Origin of the sequence: Enterobacter sp. P82 (assembly GCF_037053385.1) — a bacterium.
Lineage (GTDB): Bacteria > Pseudomonadota > Gammaproteobacteria > Enterobacterales > Enterobacteriaceae > Enterobacter.
Genome location: NZ_JBALHX010000002.1, coordinates 194,583 through 212,996, shown reverse-complemented (window position 1 = coordinate 212,996; position 18,414 = coordinate 194,583). Strand labels below are relative to the sequence as shown.

Sequence of the window (18,414 nt, the reverse complement as noted above, 5' to 3'; positions counted from 1 at the left end):
TGCTTTTGTGACGCCACCGATATATCGCAAAATATTGTTTATATTAATAAATAACAGGAACAGCAAAGCCACCCGCGGAATATTTCCCGCAGGCGTTTTTATCTCAGAAAATAATTAAATGCCGAGCGCTTTTTTACCGGCGTTAATTACCTCAATGATTTTATCGGTGTCATAAATACAGCCTTTCCAGGTGCCGCCGCTCACCGACTGCAGCGCCGCCCACAGCCGGGTATCGTCCGGCAAAAAGTCGTGGGCGTGCAGGTCCGGGTGCGTCGGCCTGACTGCCAGCTCGCGCGCCCCCTCTTCCGGCGTCAGCGGGTTGTCCGCCGTGCCGATAAAGTTCACGCTGCCAGTTAACGTCAGACGATCCACGGCAATCTCGATGATGTCGTTATCGCGCAGCTTGCCAATCGGCCCGCCCGCCAGCGCCTCCGGCGACACGTGGCCGAAGCAGGCGCCCGTCGACACGCCCGAGAAGCGCGCATCGGTGATTAACGACACCGTCTTGCCCCACGAGATGTGTTTGAGCGCGGAGGTGAGCTGGTAGGTCTCTTCCATGCCGGTGCCGGACGGCCCCCCGCCGATCACCACCATGATATCGCCCTGCTTAATCTCTTCCCGCTTGATGGCCTTGATCGCCTGTGCTTCCGAGACAAACACCCGCACCCGGCCGGTGTGGCGGTACATGCCATCGTCATCCACCACCGACGGGTCGATCGCCGTGGCCTTGATCACCGACCCTTCCGGCGCGATGTTGCCCGTCGGGAAGCAGACCGTCGATGTCAGCCCTTTCGCTTTTGCCTTCTCCGGCGGCAGGATCACGTCATCCGGATCCACGCCGTCGTGCTCGCGCAGGCACTGGCGGAAGCGCGCCCGGCGCTCGGACGCCTGCCACCAGTCGAGGTTCTCGCCCACCGTCTGGCCGGTGACGGTCATCGCATCAAGATGCAGCAGGCCGAGATCGCGCAGATGGAGCATCACCTCCGGCACGCCGCCCGCGAGGAACGCGCGCACGGTCGGATGATAGTCCGGGCCGTTGGGCAGCACGCTTACCAGGCGAGGCACCCTGCGGTTAACGCGCGTCCAGTGTTCAACGTCCGGAATAGCGCAGCCCGCCGCGTGGGCGATGGCCGGAATGTGCAGCAGTAAATTGGTGGAGCCGCCGAACGCCGCGTGGATCACCATGGCGTTTTCTATGGCTTTGTCGGTGAGGATATCGCGCGTGGCGATGCCGCGGTTATCCAGCTCGCTCACCGCCCGCGCCGACTGGCGGGCGATCTCCAGCCACACCGCCTGTCCGGACGGCGCCAGCGCAGAATGCGGCAACGCCAGGCCCAGCGCCTCCGCGACCACCTGCGAGGTGCCCGCCGTGCCGAGGAACTGACACCCGCCGCCCGGCGATGCGCAGGCGCGACAGCCAAGCTCGGCGGCCTCCTGCAGGGAGAGTTCGTGGTTGGCAAAGCGCGCGCCGATGGTCTGGACCTTGCCCGCATCTTCGCCGACGGTCGGCGGCAGCGTTGCCCCGCCCGGTACCAGAATGGTCGGCAGGTCGTGCATTGCGGCCAGCGCAATCATGGTGGCGGGCAGCCCTTTATCGCAGGTCGCTACGCCGATCACCGCCCGACGCGTCGGCAGGGAGCGGATCAGGCGGCGAAACACGATCGCCGCGTCGTTGCGGTACGGCAGGGAATCAAACATGCCGTGCGTGCCCTGAGAACGGCCGTCGCACGGATCGCTGACGAAGGCCGCAAACGGGATCCCGCCGTTGCGCGTGATCTCCTTCGCCGCCGCCTGCATCTGCATGCCGATCTCCCAGTGCCCGGTGTGGTAGCCCAGCGCGACCGGGCGTCCATCTCCGGCGCGGATGCCGCCCTGGGTGCCGATAATCAGCACCTCTTTGCCGGTGAGCTTGTTGGCATCCCAGCCCATCCCGGCGTTCTGCGTCATACCGAACAGGTTGCCGCTGGGAGATTCCATCAGCATCTGCGGGGTCAGCGGCAGTGCGCCTTGTGGCCCCGCCGCGTGGGTGATCACCGCATAAAACGCATCGTCCTGTGGGGTGAAAATTTTCTCGATGGTCATGGTTATCGTCCGGCTCAGCAAAGCTTAAGCTGTTGCAGCAGGGTTTTCAGCTGCGCCTTACGCGGCTCGTCCAGCGCAGAGGCGGGCGGCAGCACGTGCGTGGAAATCGGGCGGCCGCAGAGCACTATCGCCTCTTTAATGACGTTCACAAACGGCGTATCCAGCTGATACATCTGCGGTATTTGCAGTAAGGTCTGATGATACTCAGCCGCTTTCGCCACGTCTTTCTCCCGCCAGGCTTTCAGAAGATTCACCGACACCTGCGGCGCAAAGTTGCCGCTGGCCGAGATCGCCCCGTCGCCGCCGAGCAGCAGGGTATTAAACAGATGGTCATCGTAGCCGCAGAGCACGGTGAAGTGCGGATGTGCGGCTTTGACGGTGTGGATCATGCTGCGCAGGTGGGCGACGGAGTCGATGGTATCTTTAATGCCGACGATGTTGCTGCGCGAGTCGGCCAGGGTTTTGACCAGCGCTGGCGTCAGATCCTGCCCGGTCAGCGCCGGGAAGTTATAGAGCATCACCGGCAGGGTGACGCTGTCGGCCACCTGCTCGAAATAGCGGATCAGGTTCGCTTCCGACACTTTCCAGTAGTAGGGGTTAATCACCACGATGCCGTCCGCGCCCGCCTGCTGCGCGTGCTGGCTCAGCTCAATGGTTTCCCGGGCGTTGGTGCCGCCGGTGCCGATCAGCACCGGCACGCGACGATCGACGTGATCGATAGCAAAGCGGGCAATGGTTTTACGCTCTTCGCCGCTGAGCTGGGAGAACTCGCCGCCGCTGCCCAGGAAGAACAGACCGTCAACGCCTGCCTTGATGAGATCGTCGATCAGCGCGGCGGTGCCCTGCTTATCGAGCTGGCCGTCGGCGGTAAAGATGGTGGAGACAGGGGGAATGATTCCCGTGAACAACGCGGACTGCGGCATGAGATCTCCTTGTTGAATCATTTTGTTCTACATTATAGAACAGCGTTCATTAATTTAACGATCATACTATGACGCAGAAAAAGCGCAGGTAAATGGGAGATGAGGAGGGAGTGCGGGAAGTTTAAGCTGGATCACATTATGCGTGGGTGCGGTCTGGTGCCCTCACCCTAGCCCTCTCCCACAGGGAGAGGGGACTTTTACACCCTCTCCCTCTGGGAGAGGGCCGGGGTGAGGGAAAATTACTCCACCAGCATTTTAACGACCACTTTCCTGACCTTAGCAGGCGCCCCCACCGCGCACAGCGGCTTGTGCACTTCGCCCGGCCAGAACACCACAAAATCCCCTTCGCTCAGCACCACGGTTTTCTCCTGCTCACCTTCCGGCAGAAACGCGATGTCTTTATCCGCCAGCCAGTCTGTGTCCGGTGTGCCGTGCGGCAGAGTGCTGAAGGTCATCCCTTCTTGCCCCTTCATAATGATCTGGATATCCAGATAACGCGCGTGGTACTCGGCGCGGCGCTCGGCGAACGGCTGGGTCATGTCTTCCGAGACCAGATAAAACAGGTTGTTGCCGTCGATATCATGCTTGCCCAGTGGAGTGGCGTCGGTGACGTGGGCTTTAACGTGTTCAATGGCCTGGCGCAATTCGTCAGGGAGCCAGGATTGCAGATGGTGGATGTTGCCGATAAGCATAAACAAACCCTCAATATAAAACATCGTTTCATTTTAATCTTTTATACGAGAATTCTCACTGCCATACCACCGCTTTCTCGACAGGTTTTGCGCCAGCGCATGTTTATCGGGAAATGTGTTAATTTGCTGTTAAGCCCTCGCAGACATTTATGCAGTCGTTATGCATAACCTCAGATCTTCATTGTCACGGCATCGCGCTAACTCACTGATCGTATGGCGTTAACAACAAAACTCTCTCCGGGCTCACACTTTATCATTTTGATAATTTGCTATTAAATCCCATAATTATTTATTGATTTTCCTTAAGTTAAAAATAGTTAATTGCTAATACTGCATAGCCATTCCGCTAATGATTTTTATTCATTTAAAATCAACTAGATAACAAAACATTTCAAATGATTAAATTCCACAAAATAATAACAACTTCAAATAACCCCAGCGTATCCTGCTTAGCTATTCACCCGGCAATTATATCCAATTAATCATTATCTGATGCGAATCATGCAAATGAAAACAAACCGCTTAATATCCAGTTTCACGTGAGCGATATCACAATACGGATTATTTAACCGCCTAGTATGAACCTCGAAATCAATTGAGCTTAGCCGCCATGGAAATAATCACATCACATGGCGCATGCCCTTTTTATTCTGAAAAACAGTTAAAGGAATAATTATGGAAAAGCATTACGTCGGTTCTGAAATTGGTCAATTGCGTAGCGTTATGCTGCACCGTCCAAATTTAAGTCTGAAACGTTTAACGCCGTCGAACTGTCAGGAATTACTCTTCGATGATGTGCTCTCGGTTGAACGGGCGGGTGAAGAGCATGATATTTTCGCAAACACACTGCGCGAGCAGGGTGTGGAAGTCCTGCTGTTGACAGACCTTCTCACTCAAACGCTTGATATTGCAGAAGCAAAAGCCTGGCTTCTCGAAACCCAAATCTCTGACTACCGCCTCGGGCCAACCTTTGCAGGTGATGTGCGCGGCTGGCTGGCGGATATGCCGCACCGTGAACTGGCGCGCCGGTTAAGCGGCGGATTAACCTACGGTGAAATTCCGGCAGCCATTAAAAATATGGTGGTAGATACCCACACAGCGAATGATTTTATTATGAAGCCGCTGCCTAACCATTTATTTACTCGCGACACTTCCTGCTGGATTTATAACGGCGTGTCCATTAACCCAATGGCTAAACCGGCTCGCCAGCGTGAAACCAATAACCTGCGGGCCATATATCGCTGGCATCCTGCGTTTGCCGACGGTGATTTTATTAAGTATTTCGGTGACGAGAATATTAATTACGATCACGCGACATTAGAAGGTGGCGATGTATTAGTGATTGGACGCGGTGCGGTATTAATTGGCATGTCAGAACGCACCACCCCGCAGGGCGTGGAGTTTCTGGCCAACAGCCTGTTTAAACACCGCCAGGCCGAGCGCGTGATCGCCGTTGAATTGCCAAAACACCGCTCCTGCATGCACCTCGACACCGTGATGACCCACATCGACGTGGACACCTTCTCCGTCTACCCGGAAGTGGTGCGCAAAGATGCCCAGTGCTGGACGCTCACCCCGGACGGACGCGGCGGTCTGCTGCGTACTCAGGAAACCGACCTGCTCCACGCCATCGAAAAAGCCCTCGGCATTAACCAGGTGCGCCTGATCACCACCGGCGGCGATGCCTTTGAGGCCGAACGTGAACAGTGGAACGACGCCAATAACGTTCTGACCATCCGCCCGGGCGTGGTGATTGGTTACGAGCGCAACGTCTGGACCAACGAGAAGTACGACAAAGCGGGCATCACCGTGCTGCCGATCCCGGGTGACGAACTCGGACGCGGTCGCGGCGGCGCGCGCTGCATGAGCTGCCCACTGGAACGTGACGGAATTTAAAGGAGCCATCATGGAACAAAAACCCACTCTGGTTGTGGCGCTTGGCGGTAACGCGTTACTGAAACGCGGCGAACCGCTGGAAGCGGAGATCCAGCGCCAGAACATTGAGCAGGCCGCCCGCACCATCGCCGGGCTGACGGAGCAGTGGCGCGTGGTACTGGTTCACGGCAACGGCCCGCAGGTCGGGCTGCTGGCATTGCAGAACAGCGCCTACGACAAAGTCACGCCCTACCCGCTGGACGTTCTCGGCGCCGAAAGCCAGGGAATGATCGGCTACATGCTCCAGCAGGCGCTGAAAAACAATCTTCCCCAGCGCGAGGTGAGCGTGCTGCTCACCCAGGTAGAGGTGGATGCCGCCGACCCGGCATTCAGCAATCCGACCAAGTACATCGGCCCGGTGTACAGCGAAGCCCAGGCGAAAACGCTGGCTGCGGAAAAAGGCTGGGTGTTTAAGGCCGACGGCAGCTACGTCCGCCGCGTCGTTCCCTCCCCGCAACCCAAACGCATCGTCGAGAGCGACGCGATTACGGCACTTATCCAGCGCGATCACCTGGTGATCTGTAACGGTGGCGGCGGCGTGCCGGTGGTGGAAAACGCCAATGGCTATCGCGGCATTGAAGCGGTGATCGACAAAGACCTCTCCGCCGCGCTGCTGGCGCGCCAGATCGAGGCCGATGCCCTGCTGATCCTTACCGATGCCGACGCGGTGTATCTCGACTGGGGCAAACCGACCCAGCGCCCGCTGGCACAGGTAACGCCGGCACTGCTCAGAGGCATGCAGTTCGACGCTGGTTCGATGGGACCAAAAGTGGCCGCCTGCCGCGAGTTTGTTGAAACCTGCAACGGGATTGCCGGGATCGGTGCGCTGGCTGACGGCGCGGAGATCCTCGCGGGCGAGAAAGGCACGTTAATTCGCAACTAATTCAAATTTCAAAAAGGATTTACCCATGACCATCAACCTGAAAAACCGCAACTTCCTGAAACTGCTGGACTACACCCCTGCAGAGATCCAGTACCTGATCGACCTTGCCATCGAACTCAAGGCCGCCAAAAAAGCCGGACGTGAAAAGAAAACCCTGGTCGGGAAAAACATCGCCCTGATCTTTGAAAAAACCTCCACCCGCACCCGTTGTGCCTTTGAAGTCGGCGCGTTTGACCAGGGCGCACAGGTCACTTATCTCGGCCCAAGCGGCTCGCAGATCGGCCATAAAGAGTCGATGAAAGATACCGCCCGCGTGCTGGGCCGCATGTACGACGGTATTGAGTATCGCGGCTACGGCCAGGCGATTGTCGAGGAGCTGGGCGAGTACGCGGGCGTACCGGTGTGGAACGGCCTGACCGACGAGTTTCACCCGACCCAAATCCTCGCTGACCTGATGACCATGCTTGAGCATGCGCCAGGGAAAACCCTGCCGGAGCTGAGCTTTGCCTATCTGGGCGACGCGCGGAACAACATGGGCAACTCTCTGATGGTTGGCGCAGCCAAGATGGGGATGGATATCCGCCTCGTGGCACCGAAATCTTTCTGGCCGGAAGCGGGGCTGGTTGAGCAGTGCCGCGCCATCGCCAAAGAAACTGGCGCGCGCATCACCCTCACGGATGACGTGGAAGAAGGCGTTCAGGGGACCGATTTCCTCTACACCGACGTGTGGGTCTCCATGGGTGAACCGAAAGAGGCATGGGCCGAGCGCGTCAGCCTGATGAAGCCTTACCAGATTAACGCTCAGGTGATGAAAGCCACTGGCAACCCGAACGTCAAGTTCATGCACTGCCTGCCGGCGTTCCACAACGAGCACACCAAAGTGGGCCGTGAAATCGAGATGGCTTACGGCCTGAAAGGGCTTGAGGTGACGGAAGAGGTCTTTGAATCACCGAACTCTATCGTCTTTGACGAAGCAGAAAACCGCATGCACACCATTAAAGCGGTCATGGTGGCGACACTCGGCGACTAATCACCGCCCGGCGCACCACGGGGTGCGCCGGGTTCAGGAGAACATCATGGGCAAGTTCAAGTTTCCCTCCGCTTACACCATTCTCTTTTTTCTGATTGCCGTTGTGGCGGCGCTGAGCTGGGTTGTTCCGGCCGGTCAGTACCAGATGGCGATGAATGAAACCCTTGGCAAAGAAGTCCCGATTGCCGGAACGTACGCGCACGTGGCGGCGCACCCACAGGGGCTGGTTTCCGTCCTGATGGCCCCCATTGCCGGGCTGTACGATCCCGTGTCCGGTCAGGCTGGGGCAATCGACGTGGCGCTGTTTATCCTGATCATCGGGGGTTTTCTCGGGATCGTCACCAAAACCGGGGCGATTGACGCCGGGATCGAACGGGTAACGACCCGCCTGCGCGGACGCGAAGAGTGGATGATCCCGATCCTGATGGCGTTGTTTGCCGCAGGCGGCACGATCTACGGCATGGCCGAAGAGTCACTGCCTTTCTATACCTTGCTGGTGCCCGTCATGCTGGCCGCCCGTTTTGATCCGGTGGTTGCCGCCTCTACCGTGCTGCTCGGGGCGGGGATCGGCACGCTCGGTTCCACCATTAACCCGTTTGCCACGGTGATCGCCGCCAACGCCGCCGGGATCCCCTTCACCCACGGTATCGCCCTGCGCGTGGCGCTGCTGGTGATCGGCTGGATCATCTGCGTGGCATGGGTGATGCGCTACGCCCGTAAGGTTCGTCAGGATCCGTCCCTCTCTATCGTCGCAGACAAACAGGAAGAAAACCGCGCCCATTTTCTCGGCAACAAGGGTGAACAGTCGCTGGAATTTACCCCGGTGCGCAAAATCATTCTGGTGATCTTCGCCCTCGCCTTCGCGGTGATGATCTACGGCGTGGCGGTGCTGGGGTGGTGGATGGCAGAGATCTCGGCGGTGTTTCTCGCCAGCGCCATTATCGTGGGGCTTATCGCCCGTATGAGTGAAGAGGAGCTTACCTCAACCTTTATCAACGGTGCGCGAGATTTGCTGGGTGTCGCGCTGATTATCGGCATTGCGCGCGGTATCGTAGTCATCATGGATAAGGGCATGATTACCCACACCATTTTGCACAGCGCGGAAGGTCTGGTCAGCGGGTTGTCCACGGTGGCGTTTATCAACGTGATGTACTGGCTGGAAGTTGTTCTGTCGTTTCTTGTGCCTTCTTCGTCCGGCCTGGCCGTACTGACGATGCCGATCATGGCACCGCTAGCCGATTTCGCTAACGTCAACCGCGACCTGGTAGTTACGGCTTACCAGTCGGCCTCCGGCATCGTTAACCTGGTCACGCCAACCTCAGCGGTGGTGATGGGCGGGCTGGCTATCGCCCGTGTGCCTTACGTGCGCTACCTGAAATGGGTTGCGCCGCTGCTGGCGATCCTGACGGTGGTGATTATGGTGGCGCTAAGCCTGGGTGCCTTGTTGTGATTTGCCGGATGGCACTGCGCTTATCCGGCCTACGGATCGGTGCAGTGCCACCGGTTATTTCAGGAACTGATATGGGAAACATGATGGATTACGAAGCGTACTCTCCCAAAGAACAACTGCAGCTAACGGTGTGCCAGCGTCTGATCGCCGAAAAGAGCTATCTTTCACAGGAAGAAATTCGTCGCGATTTGCAGGAGAGAGGGTTTGACAGCATCAGCCAGTCGACCGTTTCGCGTCTGCTGAAATTGCTCGGCGTCATAAAAATTCGAAATGCCAAAGGGCTAAAGATTTATTCGTTGAATCCCCAACTGCGCCCTGCCCCCGATGCCGCGCGTACCGTTTCTGAAATGGTGGTGAGCGTGGAGCACAATAGCGAGTTTATCCTCATTCATACTGTCGCCGGATATGGCCGCGCGGTGGCGCGTATTCTGGATTACCACCAGTTACCGGAAATTTTAGGCGTGGTGGCCGGCAGCAGTATCGTCTGGGTCGCCCCCCGGGTGGTGAAGCGTACCGCGCTGGTGCATAAGCAAATTAATTATTTACTCAGAACGAATTAATATTCACAAAGAACCGTTTGCATTGAGTAAAGCGTGCATTAAATCGCTTGATCCGAAAATCGGGGTGCGTATAATGCCCGACAATTTGCCGGGAGGAAGCATGGTCAAGCGTGTACGACATAACGTCTTACCGCGTCTGAAATCAGACGCTGGCCTGCCGTTTTTCTTCCCGTTGCTAAACCTATTCCCAGAGCCCCTCATTTGAGGGGCTTTTTTTTGCCCGGCGTCAGGAGATAAACATGAATCCGCTTTATCAAAAACACATCATTTCCATAAACGACCTCAGCCGCGAAGAGCTGGAACTGGTTCTGGAAACCGCGGCAAAACTGAAAGCTAATCCGCAACCGGAGCTGCTGAAGCACAAGGTGATTGCGAGCTGCTTCTTTGAAGCCTCTACCCGTACGCGACTCTCCTTTGAAACGTCTATGCACCGCCTGGGCGCGAGCGTGGTCGGCTTCTCTGACAGCAGCAACACGTCGCTGGGTAAAAAAGGCGAAACGCTGGCGGATACCATTTCAGTTATCAGTACTTATGTCGACGCGATTGTCATGCGTCACCCACAGGAAGGGGCGGCGCGTCTGGCGACCGAGTTTTCCGGTGGTATTCCGGTACTGAACGCAGGAGATGGTGCCAACCAGCACCCGACGCAGACCCTGCTGGATCTGTTCACCATTCAGGAAACCCAGGGCACGCTTGAAAACCTGAACATCGCGATGGTTGGCGACCTGAAATATGGCCGTACCGTCCACTCACTGACCCAGGCGCTGGCGAAGTTTAACGGTAACCGTTTCTTCTTCATCGCCCCGGACGCGCTGGCGATGCCGCAGTACATTCTCGACATGCTGGACGAGAAAGGCATTCAGTGGAGCCTGCATGCGAGCATCGAAGAGGTGATGAGCCACGTCGATATTCTGTATATGACCCGCGTGCAGAAAGAACGTCTGGATCCGTCCGAATACGCCAACGTGAAGGCGCAGTTCGTGCTGCGTGCCAGCGACCTTGAGGGCGCGCGCGACAACATGAAGGTGCTGCACCCGCTGCCGCGTATTGATGAAATCACCACCGACGTGGATAAAACGCCGCACGCCTGGTATTTCCAGCAGGCCGGGAACGGCATTTTCGCTCGCCAGGCGTTACTGGCACTGGTTCTGAATCGCGAATTGGCTCTGTAAGGGGAAACGACAATGACACACGATAACAAACTCCAGGTTGAAGCCATCAAACGTGGCACTGTGATTGACCACATCCCTGCACAGGTGGGCTTTAAGTTACTGACGCTGTTCAAACTGACCGAGACTGACCAGCGCATCACCATCGGTCTGAATCTGCCGTCAGGCGAAATGGGTCGTAAAGACCTGATCAAGATTGAGAACACTTTCCTGACCGATGAGCAGGTAAACCAGTTATCCCTGTATGCGCCGGACGCCACCGTCAACCGCATCGACGAATATGAAGTGGTCGGCAAATCCCGTCCGAGCCTGCCGGAGCGCATCGAAAGCGTGCTGGTCTGCCCGAACAGCAACTGCATCAGTCATGCTGAGCCGGTTTCTTCCAGTTTTGCAGTGAAAAAACGCGCTGATGACATCGCACTCAAATGCAAATACTGCGAAAAAGAGTTTTCTCATTATGTGGTGCTGGCCAACTAATTGAGGTTGGTAAAGGATCCCGGCCTCCCTATAATGGCCGGGAACATTTAATCAGCTGTTATTCTGGAGAAATCATGACCAAAGTACTCGCGACGGAAAATGCACCAGCGGCTATCGGCCCATACGTTCAGGGCGTTGATCTGGGTAGCATGATTATTACCTCTGGCCAGATCCCGGTGAACCCGAAAACCGGCGCTGTGCCGGAAGACGTGGCGGCACAGGCGCGCCAGTCGCTGGAAAACGTGCAGGCAATTGTGGAATCTGCCGGTCTGAAAGTTGGCGATATCGTGAAAACCACCGTTTTCGTGAAAGATCTTAACGATTTCGCGACCGTTAACGCCACTTACGAAGCCTTCTTCACCGAGCACAACGCGACATTCCCGGCGCGCTCCTGCGTGGAAGTTGCACGTCTGCCAAAAGACGTGAAAATCGAAATTGAAGCGATTGCGGTTCGTCGCTAATTCGCTTTTTCGATAAAAAAGGCAGCCTGGCTGCCTTTTTTGTTGCCTGCTATTGGTTGCGCGTCGCGCGCAGCAGCGTCTCCAGCGGATAAACCGCCGCAATCACCACTTCATCCTGAACCTTCGCCGCGTTATCCAGCTCGCGTTGAATCGACGCAATCTCTTTATCATCCAGCGTCCCCTGACGAGCCACCAGATCCGTCAACCTCAGACCAATGGAGGCAAGCTTGTCCACCTCCTGGATAACCGGTTTTATCGCCTTCAGCTGGTAGCTATTTTCGCTTAACGCCAGCGCATCGCTGGTGTTGCTCTGCCAGCGGTTGAAGACATGACGCAGCGCGTCAGCACTTTCCGTGTCTTCGACATCGCTGACCAGACGGTCAGCCCATTTGTTCATCTGGCGCACGGTGGTGCTTTCGGCGTTCAGCGCATCGGCGAACCGGTTAAGCGGCTCAAACTGATGATAGTTTCCGGCCTGGAACTTCAGATGCTGACGCGTGTAATACTGTGCCGGCTCTACCGCCTGGGCGAGGATTTGCAGCGGCAAGGTGTCGGCATTGTTCGCCAGCCGCGTGAACTGCACCTGCTGCTGGGTATGCTGCTGCAACCCGACCGATACCGTCGACCAGCTGTCCATTGCCTGCAGACGGGTATACATGTTGTCGACATCGTTGACGTCCTGCGCGGACCACAGCCGCTCCGCCACCGCAAAAGTACGCGGCCACAAACGGATATCCAGCACCGGCGCCACCACGTTTTCCGCCCACAGCGCGGCTTCACCACCGAGCAGGTTGGCCTGATTCGCTACGTCCGGCACGACGGGCGCAATGCCTTTCGGCACGTCGTCCAGACGCGCGCCGCTAATCGGGTAGCGCGTATTCCCCACCAGGAAATAGCCGCTCAGCTTGTCGTTATCAACGGAAACCACCGGCCGCGTTTCGCCCATCCAGGTATCAACTGTAAACGTCACCTGGCTGTCATCACGCCATTCAATATCCTGCACCGCGCGACGGGACTTCCCGGCGAAATCAATAAACCCGCGCCAGCCAGATTCCCCTTTCACCAGGGTGAAACTCCCTTCTACCGGCTTACCTTTCAGACGCGGCATAGAGAAGGCCCAGCTCTGGACGCTGTCGGTGTCGGCAATCACATCCACACCGTTTAATCCCTGCGGGACGATTTCATTGCGATAGTGATAGGCCGTGGACTGAGGCTGGTCGAGATAGAAGCCCGTCGAGAGAATACCTTTGTAGCCGCTTTGTGCCACCTGCCCCAGCGCGTCCTGCCCCTGCCAGGACTGGATCAGAATACTTTTTGGCAGATCCGGGTGGAAAATCTCGTCCCAGCCGACCATCTGGCGGCGATGTTTTTCAAGGATCGTCTCCAGCTTGCGGTTAAAATACGCCTGCAATGCGTGGCTGTTTGCCAGTTTGTGATCGCGCATAAACTGTTGAATGGCAGGGTTCGCTTTCCACTGGCTGTCATCCACCTCATCACCACCGATATGCAGATACGGATCGGGGAAGATCGCTGCCAGTTCGCTGACCATCGCATCAGCAAAAGCATAGGTAGCGTCTTTAGTGGGATCCAGCACCGGCTTGAGCACGCCCCAGTTACGCTCCATTTTGTATGGCCCCGGCGCACTCATCAGTTCCGGGTAAGCCACGGCAATGGCCGACGCGTGGCCTGTCATGTCGATCTCTGGCACCACACGAATACCGCGCTCGGTCGCATAGCGAACGATCTCGCGCATCTGCTCAGGCGTATAAAACAGCCCGTCACTGGCAAGTTGAGTGAGTTTTGGATAGCGCGTCGAGCTGAAGCGCCAGCCCTGATCGTCGGTCAGGTGCCAGTGCAATACGTTAAGTTTTGCGGCAGCCATACCGTCGATCTGGCGCTTGATATCCGCCAGCGGAATAAAGTGACGCGCCGAATCAAGCAGCAGCCCGCGCCACGGGAAGCGTGGCGAATCTTCAATGGCAACCCACGGTAGCGAGGTGTTTTCCGCGCCGTTCTGCATCAACTGGAGCAGGGTTTCCATGGCGCGCAATGCGCCGAAACGGGTGTTGGCGGAGATATCGACGCCGCTGGCATCCACCGTCAGCTTATAGCTTTCATCGCTATCCGGCAGTGGTTGTGGCTTGACCTTTCTGGCGATGGCAATGCGGATGGTCGGTTTTTCCGGCTTTTCAGCCTGCGGCTGGAGCGTCCAGCCCGTTTGCAGGGCGATGCGCTGGCGAAGGCGGTTGATGGCGTCACCGAGATCGTCCCCGCTGACGCCAATGGAAACGTTGTTGCTGAACACCAGCGCGCCCTGAGTCGTCGGGCGTTCAACCTTCGCAGGCCAGGGCATCAGGGGAAGGTCGCCTGCCGGCGCGGCAAAAGCGGAGGCGCCGAGCATAAGCCCGGCGGTTAAGAGACTGTACCGTAACATGAATGTTCCTTATCTGACGGGCCAAATACAGGCAAAACATTCTGTTAACATGCGTACAAATTGTCGTCAAGCGAATGCGCCGACGGAGATCACAGGTTGTTGAATTTGGGAGGAAAGCCAGCTGCCGGGTGGCGGCTTCGCCTTACCCGGCCTACGTTCGGATCGTAGGCCCGGTAAGCGCAGCGCCACCGGGCTTGCCGTTACTGCCATCCATACCGACGGCTGTAGAATCCTTTCACCATCTGCGTCAGTACCATGTAACCCGCAAGGATCGCCACCAGCCATGGGAAGTAGCTCAGCGGCAGCGCCTGCAGCTGCAGGTAGCTCGCCAGCGGCGAGAACGGCAGCGCGATCCCGAGCGCCATCACAATCCCCGTCATCACAATCAGCGGCCACGCGGCACGGCTCTGGATGAACGGAATGCGGCGGGTGCGGATCATATGCACAATCAGCGTCTGCGACAGCAGCCCCACCACAAACCAGCCAGACTGGAACAGCGTCTGGTGTTCCGGCGTGTTGGCATGGAACACAAACCACATCAGGCAGAAGGTCAGGATGTCAAAGATGGAGCTGATCGGGCCAAAGAACAGCATAAAGCGCCCCAGATCGGCCGGGTTCCAGCGCTGTGGCTTCTGGATCTGTTCATCGTCCACGTTATCAAACGGGATCGCCACCTGAGACACATCGTACATCAGGTTCTGGATCAGCAGATGCAGCGGCAACATTGGCAGGAAGGGCAAAAATGCACTCGCCACCAGCACGCTGAAGACGTTACCGAAGTTGGAGCTGGCGGTCATTTTGATGTACTTGAGCATATTCGCAAAAGTACGACGCCCTTCGATAACCCCTTCCTCCAGCACCATCAGGCTCTTTTCCAGCAGAATGATGTCGGCCGCTTCACGGGCAATATCCACCGCACCGTCCACGGAGATGCCAATATCCGCTGCTCGCAGGGCAGGCGCATCGTTGATGCCATCGCCCATAAAGCCCACCACGTGACCTTCACGACGCAGCAGGGTGACAATACGTTCTTTGTGCATCGGCGTCAGGCGGGCAAACAGCGTGGTGTGCTGCGCCAGTTTTGCCAGTTCGTCGTCGGAGAGATGCTCAATATCGCTCCCCACCACCACATCACCCGCGTCCAGCCCCACTTCGTGGCACACTTTCACCGCCACCAGTTCGCTGTCCCCGGTGAGGATTTTCACGGTAATCCCGCTCGCCTTCAGCGCTTTCAGCGCCGGTGCGGTGGTCTCTTTCGGCGGATCGAGGAAGGCGATGTAGCCCTCGAGGATCAGATCGGATTCGTCAATACGCTGATAATCCCCCTCGCGGGCTGGCAGGAACTTGCTCGCTACCGCCACCACGCGCAGCCCCTGGCGGTTCAGGTTGTCTGTGACGCGCTTGATGCGGCGCAGCATGGTGTCGTCCAGCGGCACGATGTCACCGTTATAGCGCACCTGCGTTGACACATTCAGGATCTCCTGCAGCGCGCCTTTGCAGATCAGCTGATGGACATCCGCCTGCTCGCTCACCACCACCGACATACGGCGGCGCTCGAAGTCGAACGGGATCTCATCCACCTTCTGCCAGCGGCCGGAGAGCGTGCGGGCAGACTCTTCATCCACCCCTTCCAGTACGGCGACGTCGAGCAGGTTTTTCAGCCCGGTCTGGTAGTGGCTATTGAGCCACGCGCTGTGCAGGACACGCTCGCTGGTTTTGCCGGAGATATCGGTGTGGTTCTCCAGCACGATTTTGTCCTGCGTCAGGGTGCCGGTTTTATCGGTGCAGAGAATGTCCATCGCGCCAAAGTTTTGAATGGCGTCGAGGTGTTTAACGATCACTTTCTGTTTAGAGAGCTTCACCGCCCCACGCGCCAGCGTAGAGGTGACGATCATCGGCAGCATTTCCGGCGTTAAGCCGACGGCCACGGAGAGCGCAAACAGCGCCGCTTCCCACCAGTCACCTTTGGTGTAGCCGTTGATCAGCAGTACGATCGGCGTCATCACCATCATAAAGCGGATCAGCAGCATGCTGACGCGGCCAATCCCTTTCTGGAAGGCATTAGGTTCACTCTCCTGCTCGCTGACGCGCCCGGCAAGCTGACCAAACCAGGTGTTGCCCCCGGTGGCGGTAACTATCGCCTGCGCCGTACCGCTCACTACCGTGGTACCCATAAAGCAAAGAGTGTCACATTCCAGCGGGTTCATCTGCTGCGGGTCGCGGGTTCGCGCCACCTTTTCAACAGGCAACGATTCCCCGGTCAGGGAGGCCTGCGCGACGAACAGATCGCGTGCCTGGATGATGCGTAAATCCGCCGGGATCATATCCCCTGCGGCAAGCTTCACCAGATCACCCGGCACCAGCTGGTCGATGGGCAGTTCCACCCAGGCGTTTTCGCCGAGATCGTTAATCACGCGCGAGACGGTCGCGGTGTTACTGACCATCGCCTTCAGGGCATCCGCCGCTTTGGTGGAACGGGCTTCCTGAATAAAGTTCAGTAGCGTGGAGATCCCCACCATCAGGGTAATCACGCCTGCGGCAAACAGATCTTCCGTGGCATAAGAGATGATGCCGAGCACGGTCAGCAGCAGGTTGAAGGGGTTGCGGTAGCAGAGCCACAGATGCACCCACCACGGAGACGGTTTTTGCGCCGGGATCTGGTTATCGCCATGCACGGCGCGGATTTTTTCCACTTCGGCCGCATTCAGCCCTTCCGGGTGTCCGCCAAAGGCGCGCCAGACTTCGTTTTCATCCATTGCTGCCACATTCAGGCAGCGCTCGGTCAGGGAAGCGGGGATCGCCGCGCCAGCCATGTTTTTGGCATTGGGCAGCGGGTCGCGCTGAACCAGGCGATGTGGCAGGTGGCGGCTTAACAGGGCCTGTAGTTGCCGGGTAATATTTTTCAACATAGTCATTCCTCCACATCCGCAAACGCGGACGCAGCATTTCCTTCAGGCGTGGCAAGGCCGTACCTGGCAGGCACTTAATTTTTTAAGCAGGAACGCTGATGGCGTTGCTGCCTCACACCGGTGAGACAGCAAAAGGCTGGCTTACCGGAAAGAACGTCTTCTCCCGTTCAGGAGAGGTGTGGGATCGGGATCCATGAAGCCTCCGGTAAGTAAAAAACAGGGTGTCGCCGCGCAGTATAAGGATTTAGGCGTACCCTTTGTGATGGTTCGGGCGGTATTATACTCCCCTGCAAATAAACCGAACGTAAACCAGACTTTGCCCATAGCGAAATCGTGCTCAGTCATTAGGCTCAATTAACCACTTTGTCGTTGTTACAGGGAATACAGCATGCAGAACCGCCTTACGATTAAAGACATCGCGCGTTTAAGCGGCGTGGGGAAATCCACCGTGTCGCGAGTGCTGAACAACGAAAGTGGCGTCAGCGAGCGTACGCGTGAGCGTGTTGAAGCGGTGATGAATCAGCACGGTTTTTCCCCTTCCCGCTCTGCGCGTGCTATGCGGGGACAGAGTGACAAGGTGGTGGCCATCATTGTTTCGCGCCTGGATTCGCTGTCGGAAAACCTCGCCGTTCAGACCATGCTGCCCGCCTTCTATGAACAAGGCTACGATCCGATCATGATGGAGAGCCAGTTCTCTCCCCAACTGGTTGAAGAGCATCTGGGTATGCTTCAGCGACGCAACATTGACGGCGTCGTGCTGTTTGGTTTCACCGGCATTAAAGAGGAGATGCTGAAACCCTGGCAGCCTTCTCTGGTGCTGCTGGCGCGCGATGCCCACGGTTTTGCCTCCGTTTGCTATGACGACGAAGGCGCGATTATCACCCTGATGCAGCGACTATTCGATAAAGGTCATCGCCACATTAGCTTCCTCGGCGTGCCGCACGCGGACGTCACTACCGGCAAGCGCCGTCATGAGGCCTACCTGGCATTTTGCAAAAAGCACAACCTCTCTGCCGTGGCCTCCCTGCCTGGGCTGGGGATGAAGCAGGGCTACGAGCAGGTCGCCAGCGTCCTGACGCCGCAGACCACCGCACTGGTGTGTGCCACGGATACCCTGGCGCTGGGTGCGAGCAAATATTTGCAGGAACAACGCATCGACGATCTGCAGGTCGCGAGCGTGGGCAGCACACCGCTGATGAAGTTCCTGCACCCGGAAATTATTACAGTCGACCCGGGCTATGCCGAGTCCGGCAGACAGGCCGCCACACAGCTGATCGAGCAGATCAACGGGCGAACTGAGCCGCGCCAGATCGTTATTCCTGCCCACCTCTCTTAACCCCCGCTCAACGGTTTATTGTGATCTTCGCCTGATTTCGGGAACGTTCCCATTTTCGCCGTCACGCTGAAGG

15 protein-coding genes and 1 pseudogene are annotated in these 18,414 nt (G+C 57.4%); 10 read left to right on the top strand and 6 right to left on the bottom strand.

Annotation, left to right across the window (positions count from 1 at the left end):
* Positions 1-114 precede the first annotated feature (114 nt).
* The 3 genes from yagF to WB237_RS13795 all read right to left on the bottom strand — a co-directional run bounded on the left by yagF (position 115) and on the right by WB237_RS13795 (position 3,697).
* Positions 115-2,082: a xylonate dehydratase YagF gene (gene yagF / locus WB237_RS13805; RefSeq protein WP_336213888.1), complete on the bottom strand. Its 1,968-nt coding sequence runs from the start codon at positions 2,080-2,082 to the stop codon at positions 115-117.
* Between the two features lie 14 nt (positions 2,083-2,096).
* Positions 2,097-3,005, bottom strand: coding sequence for a 2-keto-3-deoxygluconate aldolase (gene yagE, locus WB237_RS13800; protein WP_336213886.1), 909 nt, complete (start codon positions 3,003-3,005; stop codon positions 2,097-2,099).
* Between the two features lie 239 nt (positions 3,006-3,244).
* Complete coding sequence (locus WB237_RS13795; RefSeq protein WP_336213884.1) at positions 3,245-3,697, bottom strand: YhcH/YjgK/YiaL family protein; 453 nt, start codon at positions 3,695-3,697, stop codon at positions 3,245-3,247.
* A 675-nt stretch (positions 3,698-4,372) separates the two neighbouring features.
* Here WB237_RS13795 and arcA point away from each other — a divergent pair.
* The 5 genes from arcA to WB237_RS13770 all read left to right on the top strand — a co-directional run bounded on the left by arcA (position 4,373) and on the right by WB237_RS13770 (position 9,555).
* The gene (arcA, locus tag WB237_RS13790; protein WP_008501384.1) at positions 4,373-5,593 is read left to right on the top strand and encodes an arginine deiminase; all 1,221 of its coding nucleotides are present in this window, start codon (positions 4,373-4,375) and stop codon (positions 5,591-5,593) included.
* A 10-nt stretch (positions 5,594-5,603) separates the two neighbouring features.
* Positions 5,604-6,515 carry a carbamate kinase gene (gene arcC, locus WB237_RS13785; protein ID WP_336213881.1) on the top strand — a complete coding sequence of 304 codons (912 nt, stop codon included), beginning with the start codon at positions 5,604-5,606 and terminating at the stop codon, positions 6,513-6,515.
* A gap of 25 nt (positions 6,516-6,540) precedes the next feature.
* Positions 6,541-7,545, top strand: a complete 1,005-nt coding sequence (gene argF, locus WB237_RS13780; RefSeq protein WP_336213878.1) for an ornithine carbamoyltransferase — start codon at positions 6,541-6,543, stop codon at positions 7,543-7,545.
* Positions 7,546-7,591: 46 nt separating this feature from the next.
* Positions 7,592-8,995 carry a YfcC family protein gene (locus WB237_RS13775; protein WP_129324112.1) on the top strand — a complete coding sequence of 468 codons (1,404 nt, stop codon included), beginning with the start codon at positions 7,592-7,594 and terminating at the stop codon, positions 8,993-8,995.
* An 80-nt stretch (positions 8,996-9,075) separates the two neighbouring features.
* Positions 9,076-9,555, top strand: coding sequence for an arginine repressor (locus tag WB237_RS13770; RefSeq protein WP_028016503.1), 480 nt, complete (start codon positions 9,076-9,078; stop codon positions 9,553-9,555).
* Between the two features lie 3 nt (positions 9,556-9,558).
* Here WB237_RS13770 and WB237_RS23050 read toward each other — a convergent pair.
* Positions 9,559-9,676, bottom strand: a pseudogene (locus WB237_RS23050) (hypothetical protein).
* Here WB237_RS23050 and WB237_RS13765 point away from each other — a divergent pair.
* The 4 genes from WB237_RS13765 (at position 9,656) to ridA (ending at position 11,662) form a co-directional block, all read left to right on the top strand.
* Positions 9,656-9,760 carry a pyrBI operon leader peptide gene (locus WB237_RS13765; protein ID WP_022646880.1) on the top strand — a complete coding sequence of 35 codons (105 nt, stop codon included), beginning with the start codon at positions 9,656-9,658 and terminating at the stop codon, positions 9,758-9,760. The pseudogene WB237_RS23050 and the gene WB237_RS13765 sit on opposite strands and share 21 nt — an antisense overlap.
* Before the next feature lie 34 nt (positions 9,761-9,794).
* Positions 9,795-10,727, top strand: coding sequence for an aspartate carbamoyltransferase (gene pyrB / locus WB237_RS13760; protein ID WP_025759900.1), 933 nt, complete (start codon positions 9,795-9,797; stop codon positions 10,725-10,727).
* Positions 10,728-10,739: 12 nt separating this feature from the next.
* On the top strand, positions 10,740-11,201 hold the full coding sequence (gene pyrI / locus WB237_RS13755; RefSeq protein ID WP_028016502.1) for an aspartate carbamoyltransferase regulatory subunit: 462 nt from the start codon (positions 10,740-10,742) through the stop codon (positions 11,199-11,201).
* Between the two features lie 74 nt (positions 11,202-11,275).
* Positions 11,276-11,662, top strand: a complete 387-nt coding sequence (gene ridA / locus WB237_RS13750; protein WP_014068687.1) for a 2-iminobutanoate/2-iminopropanoate deaminase — start codon at positions 11,276-11,278, stop codon at positions 11,660-11,662.
* 49 nt (positions 11,663-11,711) lie between these two features.
* Here ridA and WB237_RS13745 read toward each other — a convergent pair whose 3' ends face one another.
* A complete protein-coding gene (locus WB237_RS13745; RefSeq protein ID WP_336213873.1) occupies positions 11,712-14,096 on the bottom strand; it encodes a beta-N-acetylhexosaminidase in 2,385 nt (794 codons plus the stop codon).
* Positions 14,097-14,296: 200 nt separating this feature from the next.
* Complete coding sequence (gene mgtA, locus WB237_RS13740) at positions 14,297-17,005, bottom strand: magnesium-translocating P-type ATPase (protein ID WP_336213871.1); 2,709 nt, start codon at positions 17,003-17,005, stop codon at positions 14,297-14,299.
* Between the two features lie 388 nt (positions 17,006-17,393).
* Here mgtA and treR point away from each other — a divergent pair, with 388 nt between their 5' ends.
* On the top strand, positions 17,394-18,341 hold the full coding sequence (gene treR / locus WB237_RS13735) for a trehalose operon repressor TreR (protein WP_336213869.1): 948 nt from the start codon (positions 17,394-17,396) through the stop codon (positions 18,339-18,341).
* Positions 18,342-18,414: the final 73 nt, after the last annotated feature.